Genomic DNA, 24,570 nt, shown 5'->3' with positions numbered 1-24,570 from the left:
CTGCCTCTCTGGTCCTGCTGCTGGAGCCGGGACGAGGTTCGCGCGAGCCTTCCCCTGCTGCGCGATCCCCGTCCCGGGGTCTGTGGGGATGTGTTGTTCGTCAAGGCGATGTCGGGGCTGCCCGGCCCGGACTCCGCTTGTGCGGCACGAAGGTGCTGACCTTCGAGTCGGCCACCTTGCTGGGGATCAAGGGTTCGATGCCGAGCGGCTCAGACTCCGCGCGCAGCAGGGCGATCTCAGCCTCGAAATCGTCGACCGACTGGTATTGCCGGTAGACACTGGCAAATCGCAGGTAAGCGACCTGGTCGAGGTCACGCAGCGGGCCGAGGATCGCCACACCGACCTCGTCGGCCGGGATCTCCGGCTGACCTGAGGCGCGGATCGCATCCTCGACGAGTTGACCCAACCGGGCGAGCTGATCCTCGGTCACCGGACGGCCCTTGCATGCCTTCCGGACCCCGGAGACCACCTTGTCCCGGTTGAACGGCTCCACCACGCCGCTGCGCTTCACCACCACCAACTGCATCTGCTCAGTCGTGGTGAATCGCCGCCCGCACGCGGGGCACTGCCGCCGTCGACGGATCGTGGCGCCTTCGTCAGCCACCCGTGAATCCAGGACCTTGGAGTCGGTGTGCCGACAGTAAGGACAGTGCATCTCGACTCCTCTCTGGGGATAGCCCTGGGGACATCTTGGGGATGACCTGTGGGCCGGCCTGTGGATCATTGTGGATCATCAACCACAACTTGTGGATGAAGAACACGCGTGTAACTACTAGATATAGGTACCGTACGTCCTAGGGACATTATGCGCAAGACCACTGACAGTGCTAGTCGCCGACTCACTGCGAGGCTGCGCTCCCAAGACTCCGTCGCCCATCGAAAAGGAGACGCGCTCATCGAGAAGGAGCAGATACATCCCAAACCGCAATCTTGAGGTGTAAGTGCTCCTTCTCGGCGTGGGTCGCTCCTTCTCGATGCGTCCAGTTGCGGCTAGGTCGACTAGGTCAGGTTTCGGAGTACGACGTAGAGGGCGGTGAGTACGCCGGCGAGGGTCCACCAGATGGCCGGGCGGATCCGGTGGGTGGCACGTTGCCAGCGGGCCGGAGGCCGGACTCGGGGACCGCCTAGTGCCTCGACGATCCACAGCGTGCCGACGACGGCACCGAGCACGAGACTGACGAACACCACCGGGTTGTAGGCGAACGCCGACGCAATGTCGCCGTGAAGCAGCGCGGAGCCGAGCCGCGTTCCACCGCAGAAGGGACACTGCCAGCCAGTCAGCATCAGGAACGGGCATGGAAACCCGATTCCCGTCGTCGCATAGAGCGTGGTCACCCCGAGGCCGAACGCGGCGTAGCCGGCGAGCCACTTCAAGCCACCGACGGCCTGGAATGGCCGCCCGACCTGTTGCCGCGCATCGCTCACCCCGCCATTCTGCCTGCGGACCGGTGCAACCTGCCTTAATGCGGTCGCCCCCGCCGTCCCCATGCCAACCTGGGGATCCGCTGGTCAATGCTGCCCGGCTGCGCGATGCCCACACACGCACCTCGCGGCGTTCTCGCCGGGTCGCGATCAGGTCGCGACACGCGCCGTGAACGGTGCTCTCGTGGCACGCACGCACCTCGCGGCGTTCTCGCCGGTCGCGATACAACCCCGGCATCGCTCCCTCCTCGTCCTGGCGATCGGTCCGCTGAATGCCTTCCTGCGGGACCTCCTGCACATCCTGGATGGTGCCGTCTACATCGGCTATCTCTGGCCGCTGTGGCACCCGAGACGACAGACCTTCACGGTGCATGCGGGGCCAACGCGGCCCGTGCCCTGCTCGTCGCAGCTCGCCGACCAGATCGCGAAGACGGTCGCGATCGATCTGCGCGTCGATGACCCCTCGACCCTCACAGCGGCAACGTCTGGGAGACCGTCGCCTGGTAGCCGTCACTGGTGACTCGCAGGGCGGTGAGCCCGACCACCGTCAGCGCGGCAACCATGATCATCAGGCCGGTCACGATGACGACAGCGACACCCCGATCGGTCAGCCGCCAGCCAGCCGGCCTCGCACTCGGCACGGCGACGATCGGCGCTGGCGTCGGCATCACACAAGCACGAGCAGCCGAGTTCACCGGACGGCTCAAGGACTGCGTCGAAACCGGCTGGGCAGGGCGCAGCCGCGGCCCCGCTTCCCTGCCCGAGCCTTGCGCGGGCCGAGTGCGGCGCCGCGGACGGACAACCGAACGGGCGGCGGTCGGACGGTCAACCACGAGCTGAGTCATTGCTTCCTCCTGCGTCGAACGAGCATTCGATAGAATGCCTGTTTGAATTCTTACCGCACACTTAGGTGATTGGCAAGACCTTTCGATAAAGAACTTCGTGCGACCTACTCTGAACCGGACCACTGACAGTCCCTGCCGACAGCCTTCGACAAGCACCTTCACGGTCCGAGGATCAGTGGACCAGCAGCCACTGACACTCGCCCGATCCACAAGCTCCGCGTCAGTTCTGTAGCGGTTCGTCGACCTGGATCAGATGGGCGGCGTCTGACTGGCCGAGGCAGCCTGCATCTCTGTGATCAGCTGCAGCCGGGCGCCGCAAGAGGTACGGACGATCCGTGGCACGAATGGTCGTTCGTGGCCCGCGGGCGCTACACGCACGTGCGTTCCGCGGCACCGACGGTCGGCTGTGGCCCGGCGGCGCGAGAGATCTACTCGTCGACTCCGCGAGGTGACCGCGACCCAATAGAGTGGCGAACCACTCCCGATGCAGACCGGACCCAGCCGCCACCGGGCTCCCGATTCGGCTGGATCCGAGCCAATCGAAGAAGTTCGCGACACGCTCGAACAGATGTTTGATTGGTCGGCGAAGTCATTCTAGAGTGCAGTCATGGCGAAGAAGACGGATCAGCCCGCACCGCAGCCGCAGCGCAAGCGCGGCCGGCCTCGGGCCAGCGAAGTGGCAGCACAACTGGGCGAGACAGGGTCGATCTCGGCCCTTCCCGACGCACCGGCGGGGGTTGACGGTCTGACCCTGCGGCAGCGACGGATCCTCGAGATGATCAAGGACACGGTCGAGACCAGGGGCTACCCGCCGAGCATCCGCGAGATGGGCGACGCCGTCGGGCTGGCCTCCTCTTCGAGCGTCGCCCATCAGCTCAAGGTGTTGGAGGCCAAGGGCTTCCTTCGTCGCGACCCGAACCGGCCACGGGCCCTCGAGGTGTTGCTGCCGGGCGCGCACGAGGCAGCCAAGGTACGCCCGCTGCACCCCGCACCTGCTGAGCTGGAGTTCGATCAGACCGGGGTCAACGACGCCTATCCTAAGCCGGTCCACGTGCCGATGGTCGGCCGGATCGCCGCCGGCGGTCCGATCCTCGCTGAGGAGCGGGTGGAAGACGTCTTCGCGCTCCCCCGTCAGCTGATCGGCGAGGGGACGATGTTCATGCTCGAGGTGAAGGGCGACTCGATGGTCGACGCCGCGATCTGCGACGGCGACTGGGTGGTCGTCCGGCAGCAGCCCACGGCGATCAACGGAGACATCGTCGCGGCGCTGCTGGACAACGAGGCCACGGTCAAGACCTTCAAGAAGGTGGCCAACCAGGTCTGGCTGATGCCTCACAACCCGGCATACGATCCGATCGACGGCAACCACGCCAGCATCCTCGGCAAGGTCGTCGCCGTCCTCCGGAGACTCTAGTCGCGAAGGCGGAGTCTTGGGAGCGCAGCCGAACAGCGAGTGACGACCCCGTCGCGAGCGACCGTGAGGCGTAGCGACGGCTCCGTCTGGAACGACGAGAGAGCAAACACGTTCTTCCGTTTGCGAACGAGGAGCGAAGACGGAGTCTTGGGAGCGCAGCCGAACAGCGAGTGACGACTGACGCAACCCTTACAGCAGGCTGGGCTCGCTGGTCAGCATCTGGTTGGTGATGCGGGCGACGGCGCGCAGCTTGTTCGCCACGTCGAGAGCCGCGACCTTGTAGGCCTCGGACAAGGTCGGATAGTTGAAGACGGTGTTCACCAGGTAGTCGACGGTGCCGCCACAGCCCATCACCGCCTGCCCGATGTGCACCAGCTCAGTGGCGTTGGTGCCGAAGACGTGCACGCCGAGGATCTCGTGGGTGTCGGAGTGCACGATCAGCTTCAACATGCCGTAGGAATCGCCGATGATCTGGCCCCGAGCAAGCTCCCGATAGCGCGAGATGCCGACCTCGAACGGCACCGCATCCTTGGTCAGCTCGACCTCGCTACGACCGCAGTAGGAGATCTCCGGGATGGTGTAGATGCCGATCGGCTGCAGGTGGTGCAGTTCGTTGGCGGTCTCGCCGAAGGCGTACGCCGCAGCCAGCCGCCCCTGGTCCATCGAGGTGGCAGCCAAGGCCGGGAAGCCGATCACGTCTCCGACTGCGTAGATGTTGGGCACCGCGGTGGTGTAGAACTCGTCGACGACCAGCCGGCCACGCTTGTCGGCCTCCAGGCCCGCGAGATCCAGGTTCAGCTGGCCCGTGTTTCCCTGCCGACCGGCCGAATACATGACCACCTCGGCCGCGATCCGCTTCCCCGACGCGAGGGTCGTGATCGTCCCGTGTCCGGAGCTCTCGACCGACTGCACCTCCTCACCGAACCGGAACGACATCGACAGATCGCGCAAATGGAACTTCAGCGACTCCACGATCTCGGGGTCGCAGAAGTCGAGCATCTGAGCCCGCTTCTCCACCAGAGTCACCCGCGTGCCGAGCGCGGCAAAGATCGAGGCGTACTCCACCCCGATCACACCCGCGCCCACAACGACCAACGAATCCGGCACCTTCTCCAAGGTGAGGATCTGGTCGCTGTCGAGCACCCGCACGCCGTCGAACTCGATGCTGGGCGGCCGGGCCGGAGTGGTGCCGGTGGCGACCACGATCTTGTCGGCCGTCAGCGTGCGCATCATGCCGTGACTCTCGTCGTCGATCGACAGCGTGTGCGGGTCGAGGAAGCTCGCCGTGCCGGCCATCAGCTCGATGTGATTACGCAGCAGCTGGTTGCGAATCACCTCGATCTCGCGGCCGATCACGTGCTGCAGCCGGCTCAGCAGATCGGAGATGGTGATCTCGTTCTTGACCCGATAGCTGGCGCCGTACATATCGCGCTGCTGCATTCCCGTCAGATAGAGGACTGCCTCACGAAGCGTCTTCGAGGGGATGGTGCCTGTGTTCACGCAGACACCACCGACCATCTGCTTGCTGTCGATGACACAGACCCGCTTGCCGAGCTTGGCGGCCTGCACGGCTGCCTTCTGACCACCTGGTCCAGATCCGATGACGGCGAGGTCGAAGTCGTACGTGTGCTCCATGCGTGCAGCCTCACACAAGTGCGCAGCGATTCGCCACCATGCGATCGCCGATCTGGACCCTCACGCTAGCGATCTTGGGTCGCTGGGTTCAGTTCGCGCCCACCTGCAGCTTCTCCCGCAACCACGTCGGATCGTACTGATCTCCGGGCGGGCGCTGCGCGCTCCGCCATTCGGGCGGATGGATGAAGAAGTTCGATTGCTTGCCCAGAATCCTCATTCCGAGATTGACGGTGCACTCCCAGCCTCCATTGCGCTCCTGAGCCCCGATGTTGTCCCCGCGCAAGCTGACATCGCTCATGATCCGGGCCACCCTGAGGTTTTTCCCGACCATCTGACCCGGACCGCTGTCAAACCCACCCGACCCACCGTCGATAGGGGTGAGATCGTCGTCGTACACGACTTGGTGCTCGAGATCGGACCACGCTCTGGCCGCTTCCACCACCGTCTCCGGCGGATAGTCCCTGTCCATGTACGTCGTCTGGCCACCGAGCCCTTGACAGTTCGAGACGATGGCTGATCTGAGCACCTCGGTGATGTCGGTGCTGGCGCCCAGGCTCTCGACCCCAGCAAGCAGCCAGGCTCTGTCCAGTTGCAGCTCATCCAGCTTCTGCCCAGCGGCGGCGTCCCGAGCGCGCATGGCGGCCTTCCACTTCGCGGTCCGGGCATCGTCCCCCGGCTGGGGGTCGTAGATGCTCCTTCCGGAACGAGCGCCGGGTCCTCCCTGTCGCACGCGCTGAACCGCGGTCTGGATGGCCTGGTTTCCCGCCGAACGTTGGAGGTCGAGCAAGGCGGGCACGGGCCCGTGTGGCGAGTGGCGCCCGAACTCGGTCTCAGGTTCACGTTGCCGCGGCAGCGTTCTCGTAACACGCTCTCGATCCACTGGATCCCCCGATCACAGGTGCGGCCCGGGACCGCATGCCTCTTTCGGTCATCGTAGTGATGAGCCCAATCGCGATCTCGCCCGGGCCGCCCCGGACACCTGAAGTCAGCCAGTCGCCAACCGGCGCAGGGCTCCGATGGCGGTCTCGCGATCCGAAGTCGTCCACATCGGTGGCATCGACGCTCGCAGATAGGAGCCGTACCGCGCGGTCACCAGGCGCGGGTCAAGGACCGCGACCACGCCACGGTCGCTGATCCGGCGAATCAGCCGGCCAGAGCCCTGGGCCAACAGCAGGGCTGCGTGGTTGGCGGCCACACTCATGAACCCGTTGCCGCCGGCTTCGGTGACCGCTCGCTGGCGTGCCACGGTCAGCGGCTCGTCCGGCCGGGGAAAGGGAATCCGGTCGATGATCACCAGCCGGCAGGTGTCCCCGGGCACGTCGATCCCCTGCCACAGCGACAAGGTGCCGAACAGCGACGTCTCCTCCTCGGCCACGAATCGGCGGGTCAGCTCGGACAGCTGGGCATCGCCCTGGCAGAGGATCTTCTGCTTCGGCAGCTGCTTGCGTACCCACACCGCCGCGGCTTCGGCAGCCCGCCGAGAGGAGAACAACCCGAGCGTACGGCCGCCCGCGGCCCAGACCAGCTCGGCCACCTCCTCCAGCACCGCCTCACTGATCCCGTCCCGTCCCGGCTGCGGCATCCGCCGAGCGAGATAGAGGATGCCCTGCTTCTGGTACGCGAACGGCGAGCCGACATCGACCGCTCGCCATGGTCGGCGCTCATCGGCCTCACTGAGCTCGGGGACCGGATCGTCGTCCCGGAGCCGCTCGTCGTCGCGTAGCCCCACCGAGCCGGCGACTCCGGTGAAGTCGCCGCCGAGCTTCAGCGTCGCCGAGGTGAGGATCGTGGTGTGCTCGCCGAAGACTCGGGATCGCATCAGACCTGCCACCGTGAGCGGCGCGACCCGGGCCTCCCGTCCGCTGCGCTCTCGATCGGCGACCCACACGACGTCTCGCTCGCTCAGCGCGGCCATCCGTTCGGCGATGTCGAAAATCTCCTTCACCGCCGCCGCAGCCTGCCGGCACTCCGGTTCGCTCTTGTCGGTGCCGCTGGTCAGCGCACTGACCACCTGGCGGGTGACCGAGCGCACCGCATCGCAAGCAGCCACGAACGCGCTTCCCGGGTCCTCGACCCGCTCGAGTGGCATCGAGTCCAGCGCATCGCGCAGCCGGTCGGCCGAGCCGAGCAGCTCGACGCCGAGATCGTCGTCGTCCAGCCAGGTCAGCGCCCGGTTGCCGACTCGCTCGACCATGCCTGGGCTGAGCTCCGCCGAATCAGCACTGGTCACCCGGGCGGTCAGCTCATGTGCCTCATCGATCACCACGGCCTGGTGTTCGGGCAGTGCCGTGCCGCCATGCATCGCGTCGATGGCGAGCAGTGCGTGGTTGGTCACCACCAACTCGGCCTCGCGTGCTGTCTCACGCGACTTCTCCACGAAACACAGGCCACCCTGTGGACACCGCTGGGTCCCCAGGCACTCCCGAACCGGGATGGAGACCTGCTGCCAGCCGCGGTCGGTGTGCGACGGTGCATCGTCGCGGTCGGCCAGCCCGCCGTCCTGCAACTGATCCTCGGCCCACTCGCGCAGCGCGAGCACCTCGGCCCCGAGCGCCGATTCCGGCGCTGTCCGCGGCGAATCCTGCACGGTGGCCAGCAGGTCCGCGGCCGAAATGAGGGTGGCCTGCTCATCGGCACCATCGCGCACCTTCAGCAGGCACGCGTAGTTGGTGCGGCCCTTGAGGATGGCGTGCTCGGGCCGGCGGCCGGTCACTTGCTCGACCGCATCCAGTGCGTGCGGGATGTCCTTGCTGGCGAGCTGGCTCTGCAGGGCCAGGGTCGCGGTGGTCACCACGACCCGATCCAGCTCGCCGCGAGCAAGCCGGACCAGGGTCGGCGCCAGGTAGCCCAGCGACTTGCCGGTTCCCGTGCCGGCCTGGGCCAGCAGATGTACGCCCGTGTCCAACGACTCGCCCACGGCCGCGGCCAGTTCCAGCTGGCCGGGCCGCTCGTGGCCTCCGATCTCGGCAACCGCGGCTGCCAGCACGGCCGCCGTCTGCTCCCCGGCGCTCTGCCTACCCGTTTTGGGCTCACGCGAGTGGGATCGGGCCTTCTTTGGATCTGTCACAGCAAGGTACGACGATATGCGGGCTCAGCTCGAGGCCGCGAGCGTGTACGGTCCCAGCTCGCCCGCCAGATCCGGATGCACCCGGGCAGTGACCAGCGATCCGTGCTCGGTGTGCTCGACGCTCAGCAGCTCCCCGCTGGTGTGGATCCGATCCACCAGGTCGCCACGCTCGTACGGCAGCAGCACCCGCAGCTCACGCTCCGGCCGTGGCAGCCCGCTCTCGACCGCTGCCCGCAATTCGTCGATCCCTTCGCCGGTGCGGGCGGAGGTGACCACCGCGCCAGGAGCCGCGGTACGCAGTGTGGTGATGGCTTCCCGGCTGGCCTTGTCGGCCTTGTTCAACACGATCAGCTCCGGCACATCGCCCGCGCCGATGTCGGCCAGCACGCTGCGGACTGCCTTGATCTGGCCCACCGGGTCGGGGTCAGAGGCATCGACCACATGCACCAGCAGGTCGGCCTGAGCGGACTCCTCCAACGTCGAGGCGAACGCCTCGACCAGATCGTGCGGCAGATGCCGGACGAAGCCGACCGTGTCGGTCAGCGTGTAGACGCGTCCGTCGCTGGTCTGGGCGCGCCGGGTCGTCGGATCGAGGGTCGCGAACAGCGCGTCCTCGACCAGCACCCCGGCACCGGTCAGCCGATTCAGCACACTGGACTTCCCGGCGTTGGTGTAACCGACGATGGCAACAGACGGCACCTGATGTCGCTGCCGCTCGGCCCGCTTCAGCTGCCGGTTCGCGTCCAGCTCGCGCAGGGTGGCGCGCAGCTTCGCGATCCGGCTGTGGATCCGCCGGCGATCGGTCTCCAGCTTGGTCTCGCCGGGACCACGGCCGCCGATCCCGGCGCCGCCGCTGGCCCGACCGCCGGCCTGCCGGGACAGATTGCCACCCCAGCCACGCAGCCGCTGCTTCAGGTACTGCAGCTGGGCCAGCTCCACCTGGGCCTGGCCCTCGGCGCTCTTGGCGTGCTGGGCGAAGATGTCGAGGATCAGCGCGGTCCGGTCGATCACTTTGACCTTGACCCGGTCCTCCAGGTTGCGCAGCTGCGCGGGCGCCAGTTCGCCATCACAGATCACCGTGTCGGCGCCGGTGGCAACGACGATCTCACGCAGTTCGGCGACCTTGCCGCGGCCGATGTAGGTCGCGGGATCGGGCCGCAGCCGGCGCTGCACCAGCCCTTCCAGCACTTCCGAGCCGGCAGTCTCGGCCAGCAGCTTCAGCTCCGCCATGGCGTTTTCGGCGTCGACCTCGCTGCCGGTCGTCCAGACGCTGACCAGCACCACCCGCTCCAGCCGAAGCTGGCGATACTCGACCTCGGTGACGTCGGTGAGCTCGGTCGACATGCCCGCGACGCGGCGTAGGGAGTGGCGCTCCTGCAGATCCAGCTGCTCGCCGTCGTAGTCGGGTGCGTACTCAGATTCAGGAACACTCATCGTGGATCAAGAATCGCACGTACCACCAACACTCGGCCAACGACTTGCGTCAGCGGTGCAAATCTCTTGCCGGCCGCGCCGGCAATGACCTGTACGAGGGCACGATTCGGGAGCTACCTTCCTCCTGGTGGGGACACGGACACGCGTCGAGCTCGGTCGACGAGAGGATCTCGGCGCCGACTGCGCGAACTGCTTCGGTCTGTGTTGTGTGGCGTTGGCCTTCACCACATCTGCGGACTTCCCGTTCGACAAGCCTGCCGGCGAGCCCTGCCCGAATCTCGACGACCACGATGGCTGCCGAGTCCATGCGCAGCTCCGGCCCCACGGGTTCAAGGGATGCACCGTGTTCGACTGCTTCGGCGCCGGGCAGAAGACCTCCCGACACACCTTCGCAGGTCGGTCCTGGCGGGACGACAACCAGATCCGTACGGCGATGTTCGCTGCGTTCCCCATCATCCGCCGGTTGCACGAACTGCTCTGGTATCTGGATCAGGCCAGCGCACTCGTCGAAGCTGCGGATCGCGACGCGACGCCCTGGCTGCAGCGGTTCGAACGCGTTCGCGAGCTGAGCGATCTGCCCGGCGAGCGGCTCCTGGATCTCGATGTCGACGCCGAGTACGACGCCGCCCGCCCGTTGCTGATCCAGGCCAGCGAGATCGCCCGACGAGGCGAGATCGCCCGACAGGGGGTCCGGAGCGACCGGTCTCGGCGCCGTACGCGCACGCTCGGACCGCAGTCCGACCTGATGGGCGCTCGTCTCACCCGGGCAGACCTGCAGGGAATCTGCCTGCGGGGTTCGACGCTGATCGCGGCGGACCTGAGTGGTGCCCGGCTGGCGCACTGCGATCTGCTCGGCGTCGACCTTCGCGATGCCGACCTATCCGGTGCCGACCTCGAGGACGCGATCTATCTCACCCAGATGCAGGTCAACAGCGCCCGGGGTGATGCGGCGACCCGGCTCCCGCCCGGTTTCCAGCGGCCGCCGCACTGGGTCTAGGAGGGCGGTGTCGAACGGCGGCCGTAGCGAGCAGGTGCCCGAGTGCGTGCCGTGCAAGGCGGAGGAGGAGTCGGATAGCGGGGTTCTATCCGCGACGACGACAACGCAGCACGGCGCGCGCTCGGGTGCCGCGCAGTAGATCGGCGTTTGACACCGCCCTCCTAGGTAGGCGGCGACAGCTCTCCGCGCGCCACGATCACGGCGGGCCCGGTCAGGTATGCCTGCTCGCCGAGTTCGACCTCGACGGATCCGCCCGGCACGTCGACCTGATAGCGAACCGGCGTCGTGTGTGCGGCCAGGTCCGGCGTCGCGACGACTCCGTGTCTGGCATGCCAGGCGGCGGCCGCGGCGACCGTGCCCGTGCCACAGGACCGGGTCTCCCCCGACCCTCGTTCGAACACCCGCATGGCCAGCCGATGCGGCCCCCGCTCGGCGACGAACTCGGCGTTCACCCCGTGGGGAAAGACCGCGGCCGGCTCCCAGGTCGGCGCGCTCCGGAGATCCAACCCATCAGGATCGGCGCAGAAGCTCACCGCATGCGGATTGCCGACATCGACACCGACCGCGTCGAATGCCTGCTGATCGGCGGTCGACACCCGAACCTGCTCGCTCAGCACCCGAGCCGGACCCATGGCAACCCGGATTCGCCCGTCGGACAACACCTCGGTCTCCCGCAACCCGGCCCGGGTGCCGACCGGCACCAGGGGACCCTCGGTCAGTCCCTCGTCGACCAGATAACGCACGAACACACGAATGCCGTTGCCGCACATCTCGGCGATCGAGCCGTCGGCGTTGCGGTAGTCCATGAACCAGATCTCCGGATCACCGTCCCACTCGGGAATGTGCCGGCCCCGGACCGCCCGCAGGATGCCGTCGCCACCGATCCCGGCCCGACGATTGCAGATCCAGCGGACCTGCTCCGCCGTCACCGGGTTGGCCCCGTCCCGGTCGACGAGGATGACGAAGTCGTTCTCGGTCCCGTGGCCTTTCGCGAACGCCCACCTACCCACGACGTTCAGTCTCCCACGAGGGCGGCGAAGCCAGCCGCGCTCAGGGCAGCGGTGACCAGGTCGTCCCGGTCGTAGGCCAGCCAGGTGATCCGCGGATCCTGCTTGAACCAGGAGAACTGCCGGCGGGCGAACTTGCGAGTCCCGACCACGGTACGGCGGTGTGCCTCGAGTTCGTCGGTCTCACCGGCCAGGAACTCCAACACCTGGCGATAGCCCAGCGCCCGGGAGGCAGTCAGCCCGTCCCGCAGTCCGAGGGCGGTCAGCCGGGTGACCTCGGCGACCAGCTCGGCCGCCCACATGGCATCGACCCGTTGTTCGATCCGAGCGTCAAGGGTCGGACGATCGATGGTCAACCCGACCTGGACGACACCGGGCAGGTGATAGCGCCGTTCCGGCAGCCGAGCGGCAAAAGGCGCGCCGGTGAGCTGGATGACCTCGAGGGCGCGGACGATCCGGCGCCCGTTCTGCGGCAGGATCGCCGCAGCCGCCGCGGGATCCAGCGCCGCCAACCGATGATGCAGGGCAACTGGGCCGATCGCGGCCAACTCCTGCTCGAGCGCGACTCGTACCTGCGGGTCGGTGCCAGGAAAGGAGAACTCGTCGACGATCGCCCTGATGTAGAGGGCGGAGCCACCGACCACGACCGGCACCACGCCACGCGCATGGCAGTCGGCGATCGCCGCCCGAGCTCGAGACTGGAATTCCGCGACGGTTGCGGTCTCGGTGACATCAAGGATGTCGACCAGGTGATGCACGACCCGAGACCGCTCATCCACGGTGGGCTTCGCGGTGCCGATGTCCATGCCGCGGTAGACCAGCATCGAGTCGGCGTTCACGACCTCAGCGGGCTGGCTGCTCGCGATCAGTCGCTCCGCCAGTGCGATCGACAGTCCAGACTTGCCCGATGCCGTCGGACCCACCAGCACGACTGTGCTGGGTCGCTCGGGGGACGCATCGGAAGGCACGGGGTATGAACCTACCTGTCGACGTGGCAGCATCTGAGACCTACGACGGAAGCGAAAGGAACAGCGATGGGCATCTTCGACAAGGCCAAGGACCTGCTCAACGAGCACAACGAGGTGGTGGACCAGGGCATCGACAAGGCTGCCGACATCGTCGACGAGAGGACCGGTCATCAGCACAGCGAGCAGATCGACCAAGGCGCACAGCAGGTCAAGGACACCATCGATGACGTCAGCGGACATCCGCGCGGCTGATTTCTCGGCAGTGTGGTGAGGTAAGCCTCACCACACTGCTATCGTCACCGGGTGGCCGTTCGACCGAAGAAGAAGTGCTGCCAGGACAAGCCCCGGTGCAAGCGCTGCCCCATCCGTCTGCTCGCCGAGGGCAAGCTTTCCCCGCAGGACGCACGTACGTTGTTCGCCAATGCCCGCAACAAGAAGGCGCTCAAGAAGGCCAAGCTGCAGAAGGACGCCGCCAAGCTGGAGTGCGCAGCCTGAATCAGGCGTCGCGTGTCGCGTGCACCTCAGGGCCGCCGCCCGCTGTCTGACCTCGCCAGACGACCTCGACCGTTGTCGCCGCTGCTTCGTCCGCGGGTGTCGCGCTCAGCAGGTCGTCGGTTGCCAGGATCGCCACGCCATGCACGGCCGCGAATGCCGCGGTGGCCGGTCCGGATCGCCCGACACGATGAGGCCGGCCTGCTGAGCGTCCGCGATCATCGCCAGCGAAATATCGCGCCGACGCCCCATGACTGACCCCGACCTGCCGAGCGTAGCCGCTGTCTACATTTGCTTCATGATGCCGTTTGATCTCCACCACACCACCGCCGTGATCACCGGTGCCAGCTCCGGCTTGGGCGCCGAATTCGCGACCCAGCTCGCTCACCGTGGCGCCGACGTCGTGCTGGTCGCGCGGCGCGAGGACCGACTGCGCGAGCTGGCCGACCGCATCCATGCCGAGCACGGTGTCACCGCTACGCCGGTAGCCCTCGACCTGACCGAACCACATGCCGCCACCGAGCTCAGACGCGTCCTCGAGGCCCGTGGAATCTCGATCCAGACCCTGGTCAACAACGCCGGCTTCGGCATGAAAGGCAACTTCGCCGAGGCGGATCCGGCGCGGCTGGCGTCGATGCTGCAGCTGAATGTAGCTGCTGTCGTCGCCCTGACGCGCGAGTTCCTGCCCGATCTTCAGCGAGACGGGCGGGGTGCCCTGATCAACGTGGCCAGCACCGCCGCGTACCAGCCGTGCCCGAACATGGCCCTCTACGGCGCGACGAAGGCCTTCGTGTTGAGCTTCACCGAGGCCATCGCGTACGAAACTCGGCACAGTGACCTGCGGGTGCTGTGCGTCAGCCCGGGAGCCACGCGGACCGAGTTCTTCGATGTCGTGGGAACCGAAGACGCCGCGGTCGGACGCTTCCAGTCCCCGGAGCAGGTCGTCAGTCTCGCTTTCAACGCGCTGGACCGCCGGACCGTGCCGGTCAGTGTGGTGGCCGGTCGGCTCAATGCGTTCACCGCCAAGGTCGCCGGACTCGCCCCACGACGTGCCACCCTGGCGCTCACCGGCCGACTGCTGGCCTGAGGGCGGGTCGTTCGCCGGGTCAGCCGCTCACGGCGCAGGCCGGAGCCGGTGGCAGTGGAGCGGGCACCCCAATGGCGGGCATTCCCAATCCCACCGAACGGGTCGGCTCCGGCGCGGTTCCGTCGCGCCGGGCCTGCCAGGCGTCACCACCCCGGGTACGCCGCAGCGACAGCAGCCCGTTGTCGGCATTCAGGTGGTGCGGTGCGGCGTAGGTGATCTCGACCTCCGCCAGATCACCGGGCCGTGGACGCTCCGCCGGATCCTCCGGTACGGCGACGTGGACCAGCCGGTTGTCTTGAGCCCGACCCGACATCCGCGACGTCGCGGCGTCCTTGCGACCCTCGCCGTCGGCGAACATGACCTCCACGATGCGTCCGACCTGGGTCAGGTTCTCGGCCCAGGAGATCTCTCCCACCACTTCGACCAACCGCTCGTAGCGTTCCTGGACGACGGCCTTGGGCACCTGGTCGGGCATGGTGGCCGCGGGAGTGCCGGGACGAATCGAGTACTGGAAGGTGAACGCGCTCGCGAACCGCGACCGGCGTACCACCTCGAGCGTGTCGGCGAAGTCGGCCTCGGTCTCGCCGGGGAAGCCGACGATGATGTCGGTGGTGATGGCAGCGTGCGGCATGGCCGCCCGCACCTTTTCGATGATCGACAGATAGCGCGTGCTGCGATACGAGCGACGCATCGCTTTGAGCACCCGGTCGGAGCCGGACTGCAGCGGCATGTGCAGCTGCGGCATCACATTCGGCGTCTCGGCCATCGCCGCGATCACATCGTCGGTGAAGTCCTTCGGATGCGGTGAGGTGAAGCGGACCCGCTCCAGCCCCTCGATCTCCCCACAGGAGCGGAGTAGCTTGGCGAATGCCTGCCGGTCGCCGAACTCGACCCCGTACGCGTTCACGTTCTGGCCGAGCAGCGTGATCTCCTGGACCCCCTCCGCGACCAGCGCCTGGATCTCGGCCAGGATGTCGCCCGGCCGGCGGTCGGTCTCCTTGCCACGCAGGCTCGGCACGATGCAGAAGGTGCAGGTGTTGTTGCAGCCGACGCTGATCGACACCCAGGCCGCGTAGGCGGAGTCGCGGCGGGTCGGCAGCGTGGAGGGGAATCGCTCGAGGGACTCCTTGATCTCGACCTGCGCCTCGTCGGCGATCCGGGCCCGTTCCAGCAGGGTCGGCAGCGAGCCGATGTTGTGCGTGCCGAAGACCACGTCGACCCACGGCGCCCGGTCGAGGATGACGCCCTTGTCCTTCTGCGCCATGCAGCCGCCAACCGCGATCTGCATACCAGGTTTGGCCTTCTTCACTGGGTACAACTGCCCGAGATTGCCGTACAGCCGGTTGTCGGCGTTCTCCCGGACCGCGCAGGTGTTGAACACGACCACGTCGGCCTGGTCGCCGTCATCGGCCTTGGCGTAGCCGGCATCCTCCAGCAACCCGGCCAACCGCTCGGAGTCGTGCACGTTCATCTGGCACCCGTGAGTGCGGATCTGGTACGTGCGGTTCGACCCGGTCATGTGCGGAGCCTCTCGGGAGTGCAGGAGCGATCTGGAGCGACACGCTCTTCGTCGTTCCAGATCGCGACGAACGAGCGAGACTCGCGGAGCTTCATGACCGCGGAGCGCGGAGGGCGACAATTCAACACAGTCATGGCGCCGAACAGGATAGTCGGGCCGGCCACTAGAGTTCGACCATGACGAGCGAGGCAGCCGTGAATCCGACCGGAGAGCAGTACGAGATCGCCGCCGGCAACCGCCGGGCGGTGGTCACCGAGGTGGGTGCGACGCTGCGCTCGTACACGGTGGACGGGCGCGATGTGGTTGCCGGTTTCGCCGCCGACCAGGTGATCAGCGGTGGACGCGGGATGCAGCTGCTGCCCTGGCCCAATCGGATCCGCGACGGTCGCTACACCTTCAACGGCAAGACCCAGCAACTGGTGCTGTCGGAGCCGGCTCGGCACAACGCCATCCACGGGCTGGTCCGGCATCAGCCCTGGCGGCTCATCTCGCACACCGCGGACCGGGTCGAGCAACGAATCCGGGTCTACCCGCAACCAGGATGGCCGGGCATCATCGAGGCCACGATTGTCCATACGGTCGGCGACGACGGCGTGGTCACGAATGTGAGCGTGACCAATATCGGCACGGTGGCAGTGCCGTACGGATACGCCGCCCACCCCTATCTGACCGTCGGTGAGGACACCGTCGATGATGTGGTGATCTCGATCCCGGCAGAGCGCTATCTGGCTGTCGACGATCGCCTGCTGCCCGTCGATCTCCTTCTGGTGGAAGGCCGCGACGAGGACATGCGAACGGCCGCGCCGCTGGGTCAGCGCAGCTTCGACACCGCGCTGAGCGGGCTGGCACGTGGTGCCGACGGACGGTGGCGGGCTCGGCTGGAGCGCGGCGACCGGTGGGCGGAGCTCTGGGCCGGCGAGGGGCTCGACTGGGTCCAGGTGTTCACCGGCAACGAGCGTCGTGACCTGTCGATTGCGGTGGAGCCGATGACCTGTGGCCCGAATGCCTTCAATCCCGGGCCGACACACGACGGCGTGATCGTGCTCGAGCCCGGCGAGACCGCGGCACACGAGTGGGGAATCGACGGCGTCTGAACGACCGTTCAGGGAGCCGCGAGAACACCGCGGAAATGATTGAATCGTCACGAGAAAATCGTGCTTCCCTGCGCGGCGTAACGAAATCTCAACATCCAGATCCCCCCACTGCCGAGTGATCTCGTCTAGGGTCCACATATGGTGGAAGCTGCTGAGCCGATAGATTTGAGCGACCCCACCCAAGGGCCGTCGATCGCCCCCGACCAGATCGGGGAGCCACTGGTCGTGCTGACCGGAGTCGACAAGTACTTTGGCGATCTCCATGTCCTGCAGCACATCGACCTGACCGTGCACAAGGGCGAGGTCGTCGTGGTGCTGGGCCCGTCCGGCTCGGGCAAGTCGACACTGTGTCGGGCGATCAATCGGCTCGAGACGATCCAGTCCGGCACGATCACCATCGACGGCAGCGAACTGCCGTCCGAAGGCAAGGCACTGGCCAACCTGCGCGCGGACGTGGGCATGGTGTTCCAGTCGTTCAATCTGTTCGCCCACAAGACGATCCTGGAGAACGTCACGCTCGGACCGATCAAGGTCCGCAAGAAGTCGACAGCCGAGGCCAAGCAGCGCGGCATGGAACTGCTGAAACGCGTCGGGGTGGACAGCCAGGCCTCGAAGTATCCGGCCCAGCTCTCCGGCGGCCAGCAGCAGCGGGTCGCCATCGCCCGAGCACTGGCGATGGACCCCAAGGTGATCCTCTTCGACGAGCCCACCTCCGCCCTGGATCCGGAGATGGTCAACGAGGTGCTCGACGTGATGGTCAGCCTCGCCAAGCAGGGCATGACCATGATCGTCGTCACCCACGAGATGGGGTTCGCCCGCAAGGCCGCCAACCGGGTCGTGTTCATGGCCGACGGTCAAATCGTCGAAGAGGCCGACCCGGAGACCTTCTTCACCGCAGCCAAGAGCCACCGCGCCAAGGACTTCCTGAGCAAGATCCTCACCCACTGACCCATCTCTACTCATGAACCCCACCCACCGACCCCAAAGACCGACGGAAATCAGAGCTCAACGACGAGCCCAAACCAACGGAGGACAAGCATGAAACTGACCAGACGGATCCTTGCTATCGGAGCCGGATTGGCCATGGTGATCCCCCTCGTCGCCTGCGGCGGGACAAGCGACTCCGGCAGCACTGAGTCGGGCGGCGGCAAGGTCGTCATCGGCATCAAGTTCGACCAGCCGGGCCTCGGCCTGAAGGAAGGCGACAACTACACCGGTTTCGATGTCGAGGTCGCGAAGTACGTCGCCAAGGACCTCGGCTACACCGACGTCCAGTTCATGGAGTCGCCGTCGGCCCAGCGCGAGACGCTGCTGCAGAGCGGCCAGGTGAAGATGATCTTCGCGACGTACTCGATCACCGACGACCGGAAGCAGAAGGTCTCCTTCGGCGGTCCGTACTTCATCGCCGGCCAGGATCTCCTGGTTCGCAATGACAACACCGACATCACCGGTCCGGACAGCCTCAACGGCAAGAAGCTGTGCTCGGTCACCGGCTCCACCTCGGCCAAGAAGATCAAGGACAACTACTCGTCCGGGGTCCAGTTGCAGGAGTTCGACACCTATTCCAAGTGCGTCGAGGCACTGAACTCCGGGCAGATCGACGCGGTGACCACCGACAACGTGATCCTGGCCGGTTTCGCTGCGCAGTCGCAGTACCAGGGCAAGCTCAAGGTCGTCGGCAAGCCGTTCTCCGAGGAGCGGTACGGCGTCGGCATCGCCAAGGGCGACACCGAGCTGTGCGGCAAGATCAACACCGCGATCGAGAAGATGGAATCCGACGGCTCCTGGCAGAAGGCGCTGGACGCCACAGTCGGCGCCTCCGGCTTCAAGCCGGATCCTGCCACCAACCCGCCCAAGCCGGACGCCTGCTCCTAGTCCCGAAACGGTGGACCCGTCGGGTCGGGGAGGGCGGATCGTCCTCCCCGACCTGGGGCCATTGACCAGCATCCTGCGTACGAGTCGAAGGAGGTGACGGCTGATGGATGGTCTACAGACCCTGTTCCAGGAATACAGCGTCTTCGCGGCGTTCTGGATGACGATCAAACTCACGGTTCTGGGAGCGATCGGTGCGATGATCATAGGCACCGTCGTGGCGATCATGCGGGTCTCGCCGGTCCGGGTCTTCCAACTCGCCGGCACCGCGTACGTGACGCTGGTCCGCAACACGCCGCTGACGCTGCTCGTCTTCGCGTTCGCGTTCGGGCTGTTCTACACGCTCCAGATCAGCCTGGCTGACCCGAACTCCCCCACCTCGCTGGCCGACAACGCCTTCCGCTGGGGCGTGGTGGCGCTCTCGGTCTACCATGCGGCCTTCATCGCCGAGGCCATCCGCAGCGGCATCAACACCGTGCCGCAAGGCCAGGCGGAGGCGGCGCGGGCGATCGGGTTGTCGTTCGTGCCGACCATCACCACGATCGTGCTCCCGCAGGCGTTCCGTGGCGCGATCGCCCCACTCGGGAACACGTTGATCGCGCTGACCAAGAACACCACGGTGCTGGCCACCATCGGCGTCGCGGAGCCCGCGCTGATGATGCGCAACATGCTGGAGTTCAACAGCTCGCTACTGTTCGCGATCTTCTTCATCATGGCCGCCGGATTCGTGATCCTGACGTTGCCCATGGGGATCTTCTTCACCTGGTGGTCGCGCAAGCTGGCGGTGCAGCGATGAGCGCCGGGGCGAGCGTCCTGTTCGACGCGCCGGGGCCGAAGGCGATCGTCCGGTACCGGATCATCGCGGTCGTCGGCACCCTCCTGCTGCTGGCCGGGCTGGCCTTGGTGCTCAAGGGCCTGGCCAACCCGGACAACAACCAGCTCACTGCCGAAAAGTGGTCACCCTTCCTGGAGTGGTCGTCCTGGAAGAGCTACCTGATCCCGGGGCTGATCGGCACCTTGAAGGCCGCCGTCATCAGTGTCGTCCTCGCCATCATCGCGGGCATCCTGCTGGGGATGGGACGACTGTCCGAGATTCTCGTGCTCCGCGTCGTCTGCGGGGCGTTCGTGGAGTTCTTCCGCGCCATCCCGGTGCTGATGATGATGTTCTTCGCCTACTTCTTCGGCATCTTCGTGCTGCACATCAGCGGCACCGCGCTGCCGCTGTTCGGCGCTGTCGTCGGCCTGACGTTCTACAACTCCTGCGTCATCGCCGAGTTGGTCCGCTCCGGCGTGCACAGCCTGCCTCGTGGCCAGCGCGAAGCGGGCTACGCGATCGGCATGACCGGCAGCCAGACGCTGCGGACGATCCTGCTGCCCCAGGCCGTCACCGCCATGCTGCCGTCCATCGTCAGCCAGCTGGTGGTGATCTTGAAGGACTCCGCGTTGGCCTACAACATCACCTATCTGGAGCTGCTGCGACAGGGGCAGAACCTGGCGACCTACAAGGGCAATCTGATCCCGACGTTGATCGTGCTGGCCGCCATCTACATCATCATCAACTGGGCGCTGACCAGGGTGGCCCAGGCCGTCGAGGCACGGCTGCGCAGCGGCCGCCGGGGAATCCGGCCGGGTCCGCTCAACGTCGGTGCGAATCCGGCGCTGGCGGCCGAGGAGCAGGAGCAGGCTGCCGCCACCGAGACTCTTCGCTGACGGGGTTCGGGTTGCCTGAGTTCGGGTTGCCTGAAGTGAGCACCGGGGTCAGCGGGCGGTCTCCGTGGCGCGGGACTCGCGTACGACCACGACCTTGATCTGACCGGGATAGGTGAGCTCCTCCTCGATCTGCTTAGCCAGATCACGTGCCAGCACCTGAGCCTCGATGTCGTCGATCTGCTCCGGCGCGACCATCACCCGGATCTCCCGACCCGCCTGCATCGCGAACACCTTGTCAACGCCGGTGTGGGCAGCGGCCAGGCTCTCCAGCTTCTCCAGCCGCTGGACGTAGGCCTCGATGCTCTCCCGCCGAGCGCCGGGCCGACTGCCGCTGATCGCGTCGGCCGCCTGCACCAAGACCGCTTCGACGGTGCGCACCTCGACCTCGTTGTGGTGTGCTTCGATCGCATGCACGACATCGGGATTCTCACCGTACTTGCGAGCAAGATCGGCGCCGACGATGGCGTGCGAGCCCTCAACCTCATGCGTGAGCGCCTTGCCGATGTCGTGCAGGAACGCGGCACGACGACACTGGGCCACGTCCAAGCCGAGTTCGGCGGCCATCAACGCCGCAATATGACCCGACTCGACCAGATGCTTGAGCACGTTCTGCCCGTACGAGGTCCGATACTGCAGGCTGCCCAAAATCGGGACCAACGCCGGATGCAGGTCGGAGATCCCGACATCGGCAAGAGCGTCCTCGGCAGCACGCAGACACTGCTGCTCGATCTGGCTCTTGCTCCGCTCGTGCACCTCTTCGATCCGGGCCGGATGGATGCGGCCGTCCTTGACCAGCTCGGTGAGGGTCATCCGGGCCGTCTCACGGCGTACCGGGTCGAAGCAGGACAACAGCACCGACTCCGGTGTGTCGTCGATCATGACATTGACGCCGGTGACCTGCTCGAAGGCGCGAATGTTTCGGCCCTCGCGTCCGATGATGCGACCCTTCATGTCGTCGCCCGGGAGGTGCACGGCGGAGACAACCGACTCTGCCGTCTGATCCGAGGCAAGCCGCTGGATGGCTCCCACGATGATCATCTGCGCTCGCGACTCGGCCTGCTTGGTGGCCTCGCGCTCGATGTCGCGAGCGACGATCACCGCCTGCCGCTTGGCATCGTGCGCCACCGCAGCCACCAGCTCCGCCTTCGCCTGCTCCGCGGTCAAGCCGGCGATCCGCTCCAAGGCTTGCTGCGACTCGGCTTCCGCCTCCTGCAACGTACGCCGTTGCGCCTTCAGCTCGGCCTTCGTGGTGTCGAGATACCGGGCCTTCTCCTCGAGCGCTCGGGAGTCGGCGTGCAACCGTTCCTCACGCTCTGCCAGTCGTTGCTCGCGACGTTCGACCTCCAGCCGCTGGGTGCGCAGCTCGCTGCGGCGTAACCGAGTCTCCTCGTCAGCCTCACGTCGAGAGTCCTCGACCGCCTGAACCTGCGCTTCAGCTTTGGCCATCACCTGAGCTGCCTGAGCCTCGGCGTCGGCCCGGATCCGGTGAGCGAGTTCCTCGGCTTCGAGCACCTGCGAGTTGCGGGCGGCAGTGACGGCGGGCGAGGCGGCGGCGGATGCCGATGCCTTGGCGGCGTACCGCTGGTAAATCAGATATCCGATCGCCGCGACGACGATCACCAGCAGGAATAGACCAGCCAGAACCAAGATCTCGAATAGCCCCAAATTCAACATGGTGTTCAGCACTCCTGTCTGCGTGCTATGCACGCCTTCAGGAGGCTCTACGGCAATACCGAAACAGCGCATCCCCTGGTCAGACGGGTTTGACCAGTCGGTGGCGCTGCATATGCGATTGTGGGTCGACCTTTGATAACAATTACGTAAGGATCATTCGTGCTCAGTTTGGGTAGACCTTGCACGTTCAACCATTTGTACAACATTTGCCGTAAAACCTCGTGAATGCAGGGTAGGGCTGACCCTCGGCCTGGTCAAGACCTGGTCAGGACATAGCCCAGGTCCCCATCGCCTCTGACCTGTCACGCGTGAAGCCATCGTTGCCCAAGGCCCAGTCCGAGCCGCCCAGTCTGGCAATCCGACCAGGGACAACCCGGGCTGAGCCGCCCAGCTTGAGCCACCCAGCCCGGGGACAACCCAGCCCGGGGACAACCCAGCCCGGGGACAACCCAGCCTGAGCCACCCAGCCCGGAGTCGCGCTCAACGCTCGTCCTGGCGCAACTCATCCAGCACCGTGCTGATGATTCCCGAGCCGAAGCCTCTGCGAGCAAGTGCCCCGGCCAGCCGCCGATCGCGGACCATCGGCTCCAAGCTCCGCATCGTCGCTGCCTTCTTGCTCGCCAGTGCCCGTGCGGCATCGAGCTCGTCGTCACTGTCGACCGCGGCGAGCGCCTCGTCCAGGTGTTCACGATCGATCCCCTTGGCCTGAAGCTCGCGCCGCAAGGCCGACCTGGACAGGTGCCGGCGCTGCTGTCGCGACGACACCCAGTCCTGGGCGAAGGCCCGGTCGTCGACCAGACCGACCTCCTCCAGCCGGTCGAGCACCGCGGCCACGGCTTCCTCGGGCACATTCTTCTTCCGCAGAGCCTGGTCGAGTTCCTGCCTGGTCCTTGCCTGAGCCGCCAGTTTGCGAAGCGCGATCGTGCGCGCGACGCTCTCCGGATCGGCATCCTCGCCCGGATCAGCAGGCCCGGGCCGGATCGGGCGAGCAGGTCCAGACGGGCCTGACTGAGCAGAGCCTGGTTGATTCGGACCGACAGAAACTCGTCGAGTCGAGCGGACCGGCCTAGCCGAGTCCGCCGGCGCGACACCGGGCTGGCCAGTCTGTGCCGCCAACCAGGCCCGCGCCTGATCGACGGGATCAGCCGCGCTCATCAGGATCAGAACTCGACCTCGCCAGTCACCGGGTCCACCCCGGCAGGCACATCGACCCGCGGGCCGATGTTCATCCGCTCCTTGATCTTCTTCTCCAGTTCGTTGGCCAGGTCGGGATTGGCCAGCAGGTAGTTCCGGGCATTTTCCCGGCCCTGACCCAGCTGGTCGGTGTCATAGGTGAACCAGGCCCCGGCCTTACGAATGATGCCTGCCTCGACGCCGAGATCGAGCAGACTGCCCTCCCGGCTGATGCCCCGCCCGTACAAGATGTCGAACTCGGCCTGCTTGAACGGCGGCGCCACCTTGTTCTTGACGACCTTGACCCGGGTTCGGTTGCCGACCATCTCCTGGCCGTCCTTCAACGTCTCGATCCGCCGGACGTCCAGCCGCACCGAGGAGTAGAACTTCAGCGCCCGGCCACCCGTGGTGGTCTCCGGTGAGCCGAACATGACGCCGATCTTCTCGCGCAGCTGGTTGATGAAGATGGCGGTCGTGCCGGCACCGCTCAGCGCGCCGGTCATCTTGCGCAACGCCTGGCTCATCAGCCGTGCCTGGAGGCCGACGTGGCTGTCGCCCATCTCTCCCTCGATCTCAGCACGAGGGGTCAACGCAGCCACCGAGTCGATGACGATCAGCGCCAGCGCACCGGAACGGACCAGCATGTCGGCGATCTCGAGCGCCTGCTCACCGTTGTCAGGCTGGCTGACCAGCAACGAGTCGGTGTCCACGCCCAGCTTCGCCGCATAGTCGGGATCAAGAGCATGCTCAGCATCGATGAAGGCACAGATGCCTCCGGCCGCCTGCGCGTTCGCGATGGCGTGCAGCGCAACCGTGGTCTTGCCGCTGGACTCCGGACCATAGATCTCGACGACCCGGCCGCGTGGCAGCCCGCCGATCCCCAGCGCCACATCCAGCGCGATCGAACCCGTCGGGATCACCTCGATCGGTGTGCGCACCTCCTCACCGAGGCGCATCACCGAGCCCTTCCCGTACTGCTTGTCGATCTGGGCGAGCGCTGTCTCGAGCGCCTTCTCCCGGTCTGCTGTCGCCATCGTCATTCCTTCCGTTCACCCTGCCGGGTGGCTTCCTGACTGCCTGAATAGTCGATCGCTAGTGACCATAAGGATGACCACTGACATCCGACCGGTGGTTGATCGAATCTGTGGACAACGCTCGAG

At 66.4% G+C, this 24,570-nt stretch carries 23 protein-coding genes; 10 read left to right on the top strand and 13 right to left on the bottom strand.

The genetic code is table 11. The features are described from left to right. Positions 1-100 precede the first annotated feature (100 nt). The 3 genes from nrdR to MLP_RS10335 form a co-directional block, all read right to left on the bottom strand. The gene (nrdR, locus tag MLP_RS10345) at positions 101-655 is read right to left on the bottom strand and encodes a transcriptional regulator NrdR (RefSeq protein ID WP_013863025.1); all 555 of its coding nucleotides are present in this window, start codon (positions 653-655) and stop codon (positions 101-103) included. 344 nt (positions 656-999) lie between these two features. After that, complete coding sequence (locus MLP_RS10340) at positions 1,000-1,425, bottom strand: DUF2752 domain-containing protein (RefSeq protein WP_049804515.1); 426 nt, start codon at positions 1,423-1,425, stop codon at positions 1,000-1,002. Between the two features lie 467 nt (positions 1,426-1,892). Further along, on the bottom strand, positions 1,893-2,090 hold the full coding sequence (locus tag MLP_RS10335) for a hypothetical protein (protein ID WP_041789943.1): 198 nt from the start codon (positions 2,088-2,090) through the stop codon (positions 1,893-1,895). A gap of 784 nt (positions 2,091-2,874) precedes the next feature. On the opposite strand from MLP_RS10335, the gene lexA reads away from it, so the two are divergent. Further along, positions 2,875-3,681, top strand: a complete 807-nt coding sequence (lexA, locus tag MLP_RS10330) for a transcriptional repressor LexA (RefSeq protein WP_013863021.1) — start codon at positions 2,875-2,877, stop codon at positions 3,679-3,681. Positions 3,682-3,870: 189 nt separating this feature from the next. On the opposite strand, the gene sthA is transcribed toward lexA, so the two are convergent. The 4 genes from sthA to hflX all read right to left on the bottom strand — a co-directional run bounded on the left by sthA (position 3,871) and on the right by hflX (position 9,817). Then, complete coding sequence (gene sthA / locus MLP_RS10325; RefSeq protein WP_013863020.1) at positions 3,871-5,316, bottom strand: Si-specific NAD(P)(+) transhydrogenase; 1,446 nt, start codon at positions 5,314-5,316, stop codon at positions 3,871-3,873. A gap of 88 nt (positions 5,317-5,404) precedes the next feature. Further along, entirely contained in the window at positions 5,405-6,046 is a 642-nt protein-coding gene (locus tag MLP_RS10320; RefSeq protein WP_156821112.1) for a hypothetical protein, read from the bottom strand. Positions 6,047-6,301: 255 nt separating this feature from the next. Continuing rightward, the gene (locus tag MLP_RS10315; protein ID WP_013863018.1) at positions 6,302-8,302 is read right to left on the bottom strand and encodes an ATP-dependent DNA helicase; all 2,001 of its coding nucleotides are present in this window, start codon (positions 8,300-8,302) and stop codon (positions 6,302-6,304) included. Positions 8,303-8,407: 105 nt separating this feature from the next. Continuing rightward, a complete protein-coding gene (gene hflX, locus MLP_RS10310) occupies positions 8,408-9,817 on the bottom strand; it encodes a GTPase HflX (protein WP_013863017.1) in 1,410 nt (469 codons plus the stop codon). 127 nt (positions 9,818-9,944) lie between these two features. Between hflX and MLP_RS10305 the strand changes: the two genes are divergently transcribed. Further along, positions 9,945-10,814, top strand: coding sequence for a pentapeptide repeat-containing protein (locus MLP_RS10305; protein WP_013863016.1), 870 nt, complete (start codon positions 9,945-9,947; stop codon positions 10,812-10,814). A 161-nt stretch (positions 10,815-10,975) separates the two neighbouring features. On the opposite strand, the gene dapF is transcribed toward MLP_RS10305, so the two are convergent. Then, positions 10,976-11,824: a diaminopimelate epimerase gene (gene dapF / locus MLP_RS10300; protein WP_013863015.1), complete on the bottom strand. Its 849-nt coding sequence runs from the start codon at positions 11,822-11,824 to the stop codon at positions 10,976-10,978. Between the two features lie 5 nt (positions 11,825-11,829). Continuing rightward, positions 11,830-12,750: a tRNA (adenosine(37)-N6)-dimethylallyltransferase MiaA gene (gene miaA, locus MLP_RS10295; RefSeq protein ID WP_013863014.1), complete on the bottom strand. Its 921-nt coding sequence runs from the start codon at positions 12,748-12,750 to the stop codon at positions 11,830-11,832. Between the two features lie 105 nt (positions 12,751-12,855). Between miaA and MLP_RS28300 the strand changes: the two genes are divergently transcribed. From MLP_RS28300 to MLP_RS10275, 3 genes are all read left to right on the top strand, one after another. Then, positions 12,856-13,041: an antitoxin gene (locus MLP_RS28300; protein ID WP_013863013.1), complete on the top strand. Its 186-nt coding sequence runs from the start codon at positions 12,856-12,858 to the stop codon at positions 13,039-13,041. Between the two features lie 51 nt (positions 13,042-13,092). After that, positions 13,093-13,284 carry a hypothetical protein gene (locus tag MLP_RS10285; RefSeq protein ID WP_013863012.1) on the top strand — a complete coding sequence of 64 codons (192 nt, stop codon included), beginning with the start codon at positions 13,093-13,095 and terminating at the stop codon, positions 13,282-13,284. Between the two features lie 295 nt (positions 13,285-13,579). Next, positions 13,580-14,368 carry an SDR family NAD(P)-dependent oxidoreductase gene (locus MLP_RS10275; protein ID WP_197536539.1) on the top strand — a complete coding sequence of 263 codons (789 nt, stop codon included), beginning with the start codon at positions 13,580-13,582 and terminating at the stop codon, positions 14,366-14,368. Between the two features lie 19 nt (positions 14,369-14,387). Here the strand turns inward: MLP_RS10275 and miaB are convergent, their stop codons facing one another. Further along, positions 14,388-15,887: a tRNA (N6-isopentenyl adenosine(37)-C2)-methylthiotransferase MiaB gene (miaB, locus tag MLP_RS10270; RefSeq protein WP_013863010.1), complete on the bottom strand. Its 1,500-nt coding sequence runs from the start codon at positions 15,885-15,887 to the stop codon at positions 14,388-14,390. 176 nt (positions 15,888-16,063) lie between these two features. Between miaB and MLP_RS10265 the strand changes: the two genes are divergently transcribed. From MLP_RS10265 to MLP_RS10245, 5 genes are all read left to right on the top strand, one after another. Next, positions 16,064-16,981, top strand: coding sequence for an aldose 1-epimerase family protein (locus MLP_RS10265; RefSeq protein ID WP_013863008.1), 918 nt, complete (start codon positions 16,064-16,066; stop codon positions 16,979-16,981). A gap of 219 nt (positions 16,982-17,200) precedes the next feature. Further along, complete coding sequence (locus tag MLP_RS10260) at positions 17,201-17,929, top strand: amino acid ABC transporter ATP-binding protein (RefSeq protein ID WP_231851474.1); 729 nt, start codon at positions 17,201-17,203, stop codon at positions 17,927-17,929. A 90-nt stretch (positions 17,930-18,019) separates the two neighbouring features. After that, positions 18,020-18,856 carry a glutamate ABC transporter substrate-binding protein gene (locus tag MLP_RS10255; protein WP_013863006.1) on the top strand — a complete coding sequence of 279 codons (837 nt, stop codon included), beginning with the start codon at positions 18,020-18,022 and terminating at the stop codon, positions 18,854-18,856. A 103-nt stretch (positions 18,857-18,959) separates the two neighbouring features. Next, a complete protein-coding gene (locus tag MLP_RS10250; protein WP_013863005.1) occupies positions 18,960-19,649 on the top strand; it encodes an amino acid ABC transporter permease in 690 nt (229 codons plus the stop codon). Next, positions 19,646-20,563, top strand: coding sequence for an amino acid ABC transporter permease (locus tag MLP_RS10245; RefSeq protein WP_041791947.1), 918 nt, complete (start codon positions 19,646-19,648; stop codon positions 20,561-20,563). Before MLP_RS10250 ends, MLP_RS10245 begins: the two co-directional genes overlap by 4 nt. A gap of 48 nt (positions 20,564-20,611) precedes the next feature. On the opposite strand, the gene rny is transcribed toward MLP_RS10245, so the two are convergent. The 3 genes from rny to recA all read right to left on the bottom strand — a co-directional run bounded on the left by rny (position 20,612) and on the right by recA (position 24,444). Then, positions 20,612-22,237 (bottom strand): ribonuclease Y, encoded by a 1,626-nt coding sequence (gene rny / locus MLP_RS10240; RefSeq protein ID WP_013863003.1) that lies wholly within the window; start codon positions 22,235-22,237, stop codon positions 20,612-20,614. Between the two features lie 480 nt (positions 22,238-22,717). After that, positions 22,718-23,392: a regulatory protein RecX gene (locus tag MLP_RS29220; protein ID WP_013863002.1), complete on the bottom strand. Its 675-nt coding sequence runs from the start codon at positions 23,390-23,392 to the stop codon at positions 22,718-22,720. Positions 23,393-23,397: 5 nt separating this feature from the next. Continuing rightward, a complete protein-coding gene (gene recA, locus MLP_RS10230; RefSeq protein WP_172641554.1) occupies positions 23,398-24,444 on the bottom strand; it encodes a recombinase RecA in 1,047 nt (348 codons plus the stop codon). Positions 24,445-24,570 lie beyond the last annotated feature (126 nt).

This window comes from Microlunatus phosphovorus NM-1 (genome assembly GCF_000270245.1).
In the GTDB taxonomy this organism is placed as follows: domain Bacteria; phylum Actinomycetota; class Actinomycetes; order Propionibacteriales; family Propionibacteriaceae; genus Microlunatus; species Microlunatus phosphovorus.
This window is presented reverse-complemented; position numbering and strand designations above follow the sequence as displayed.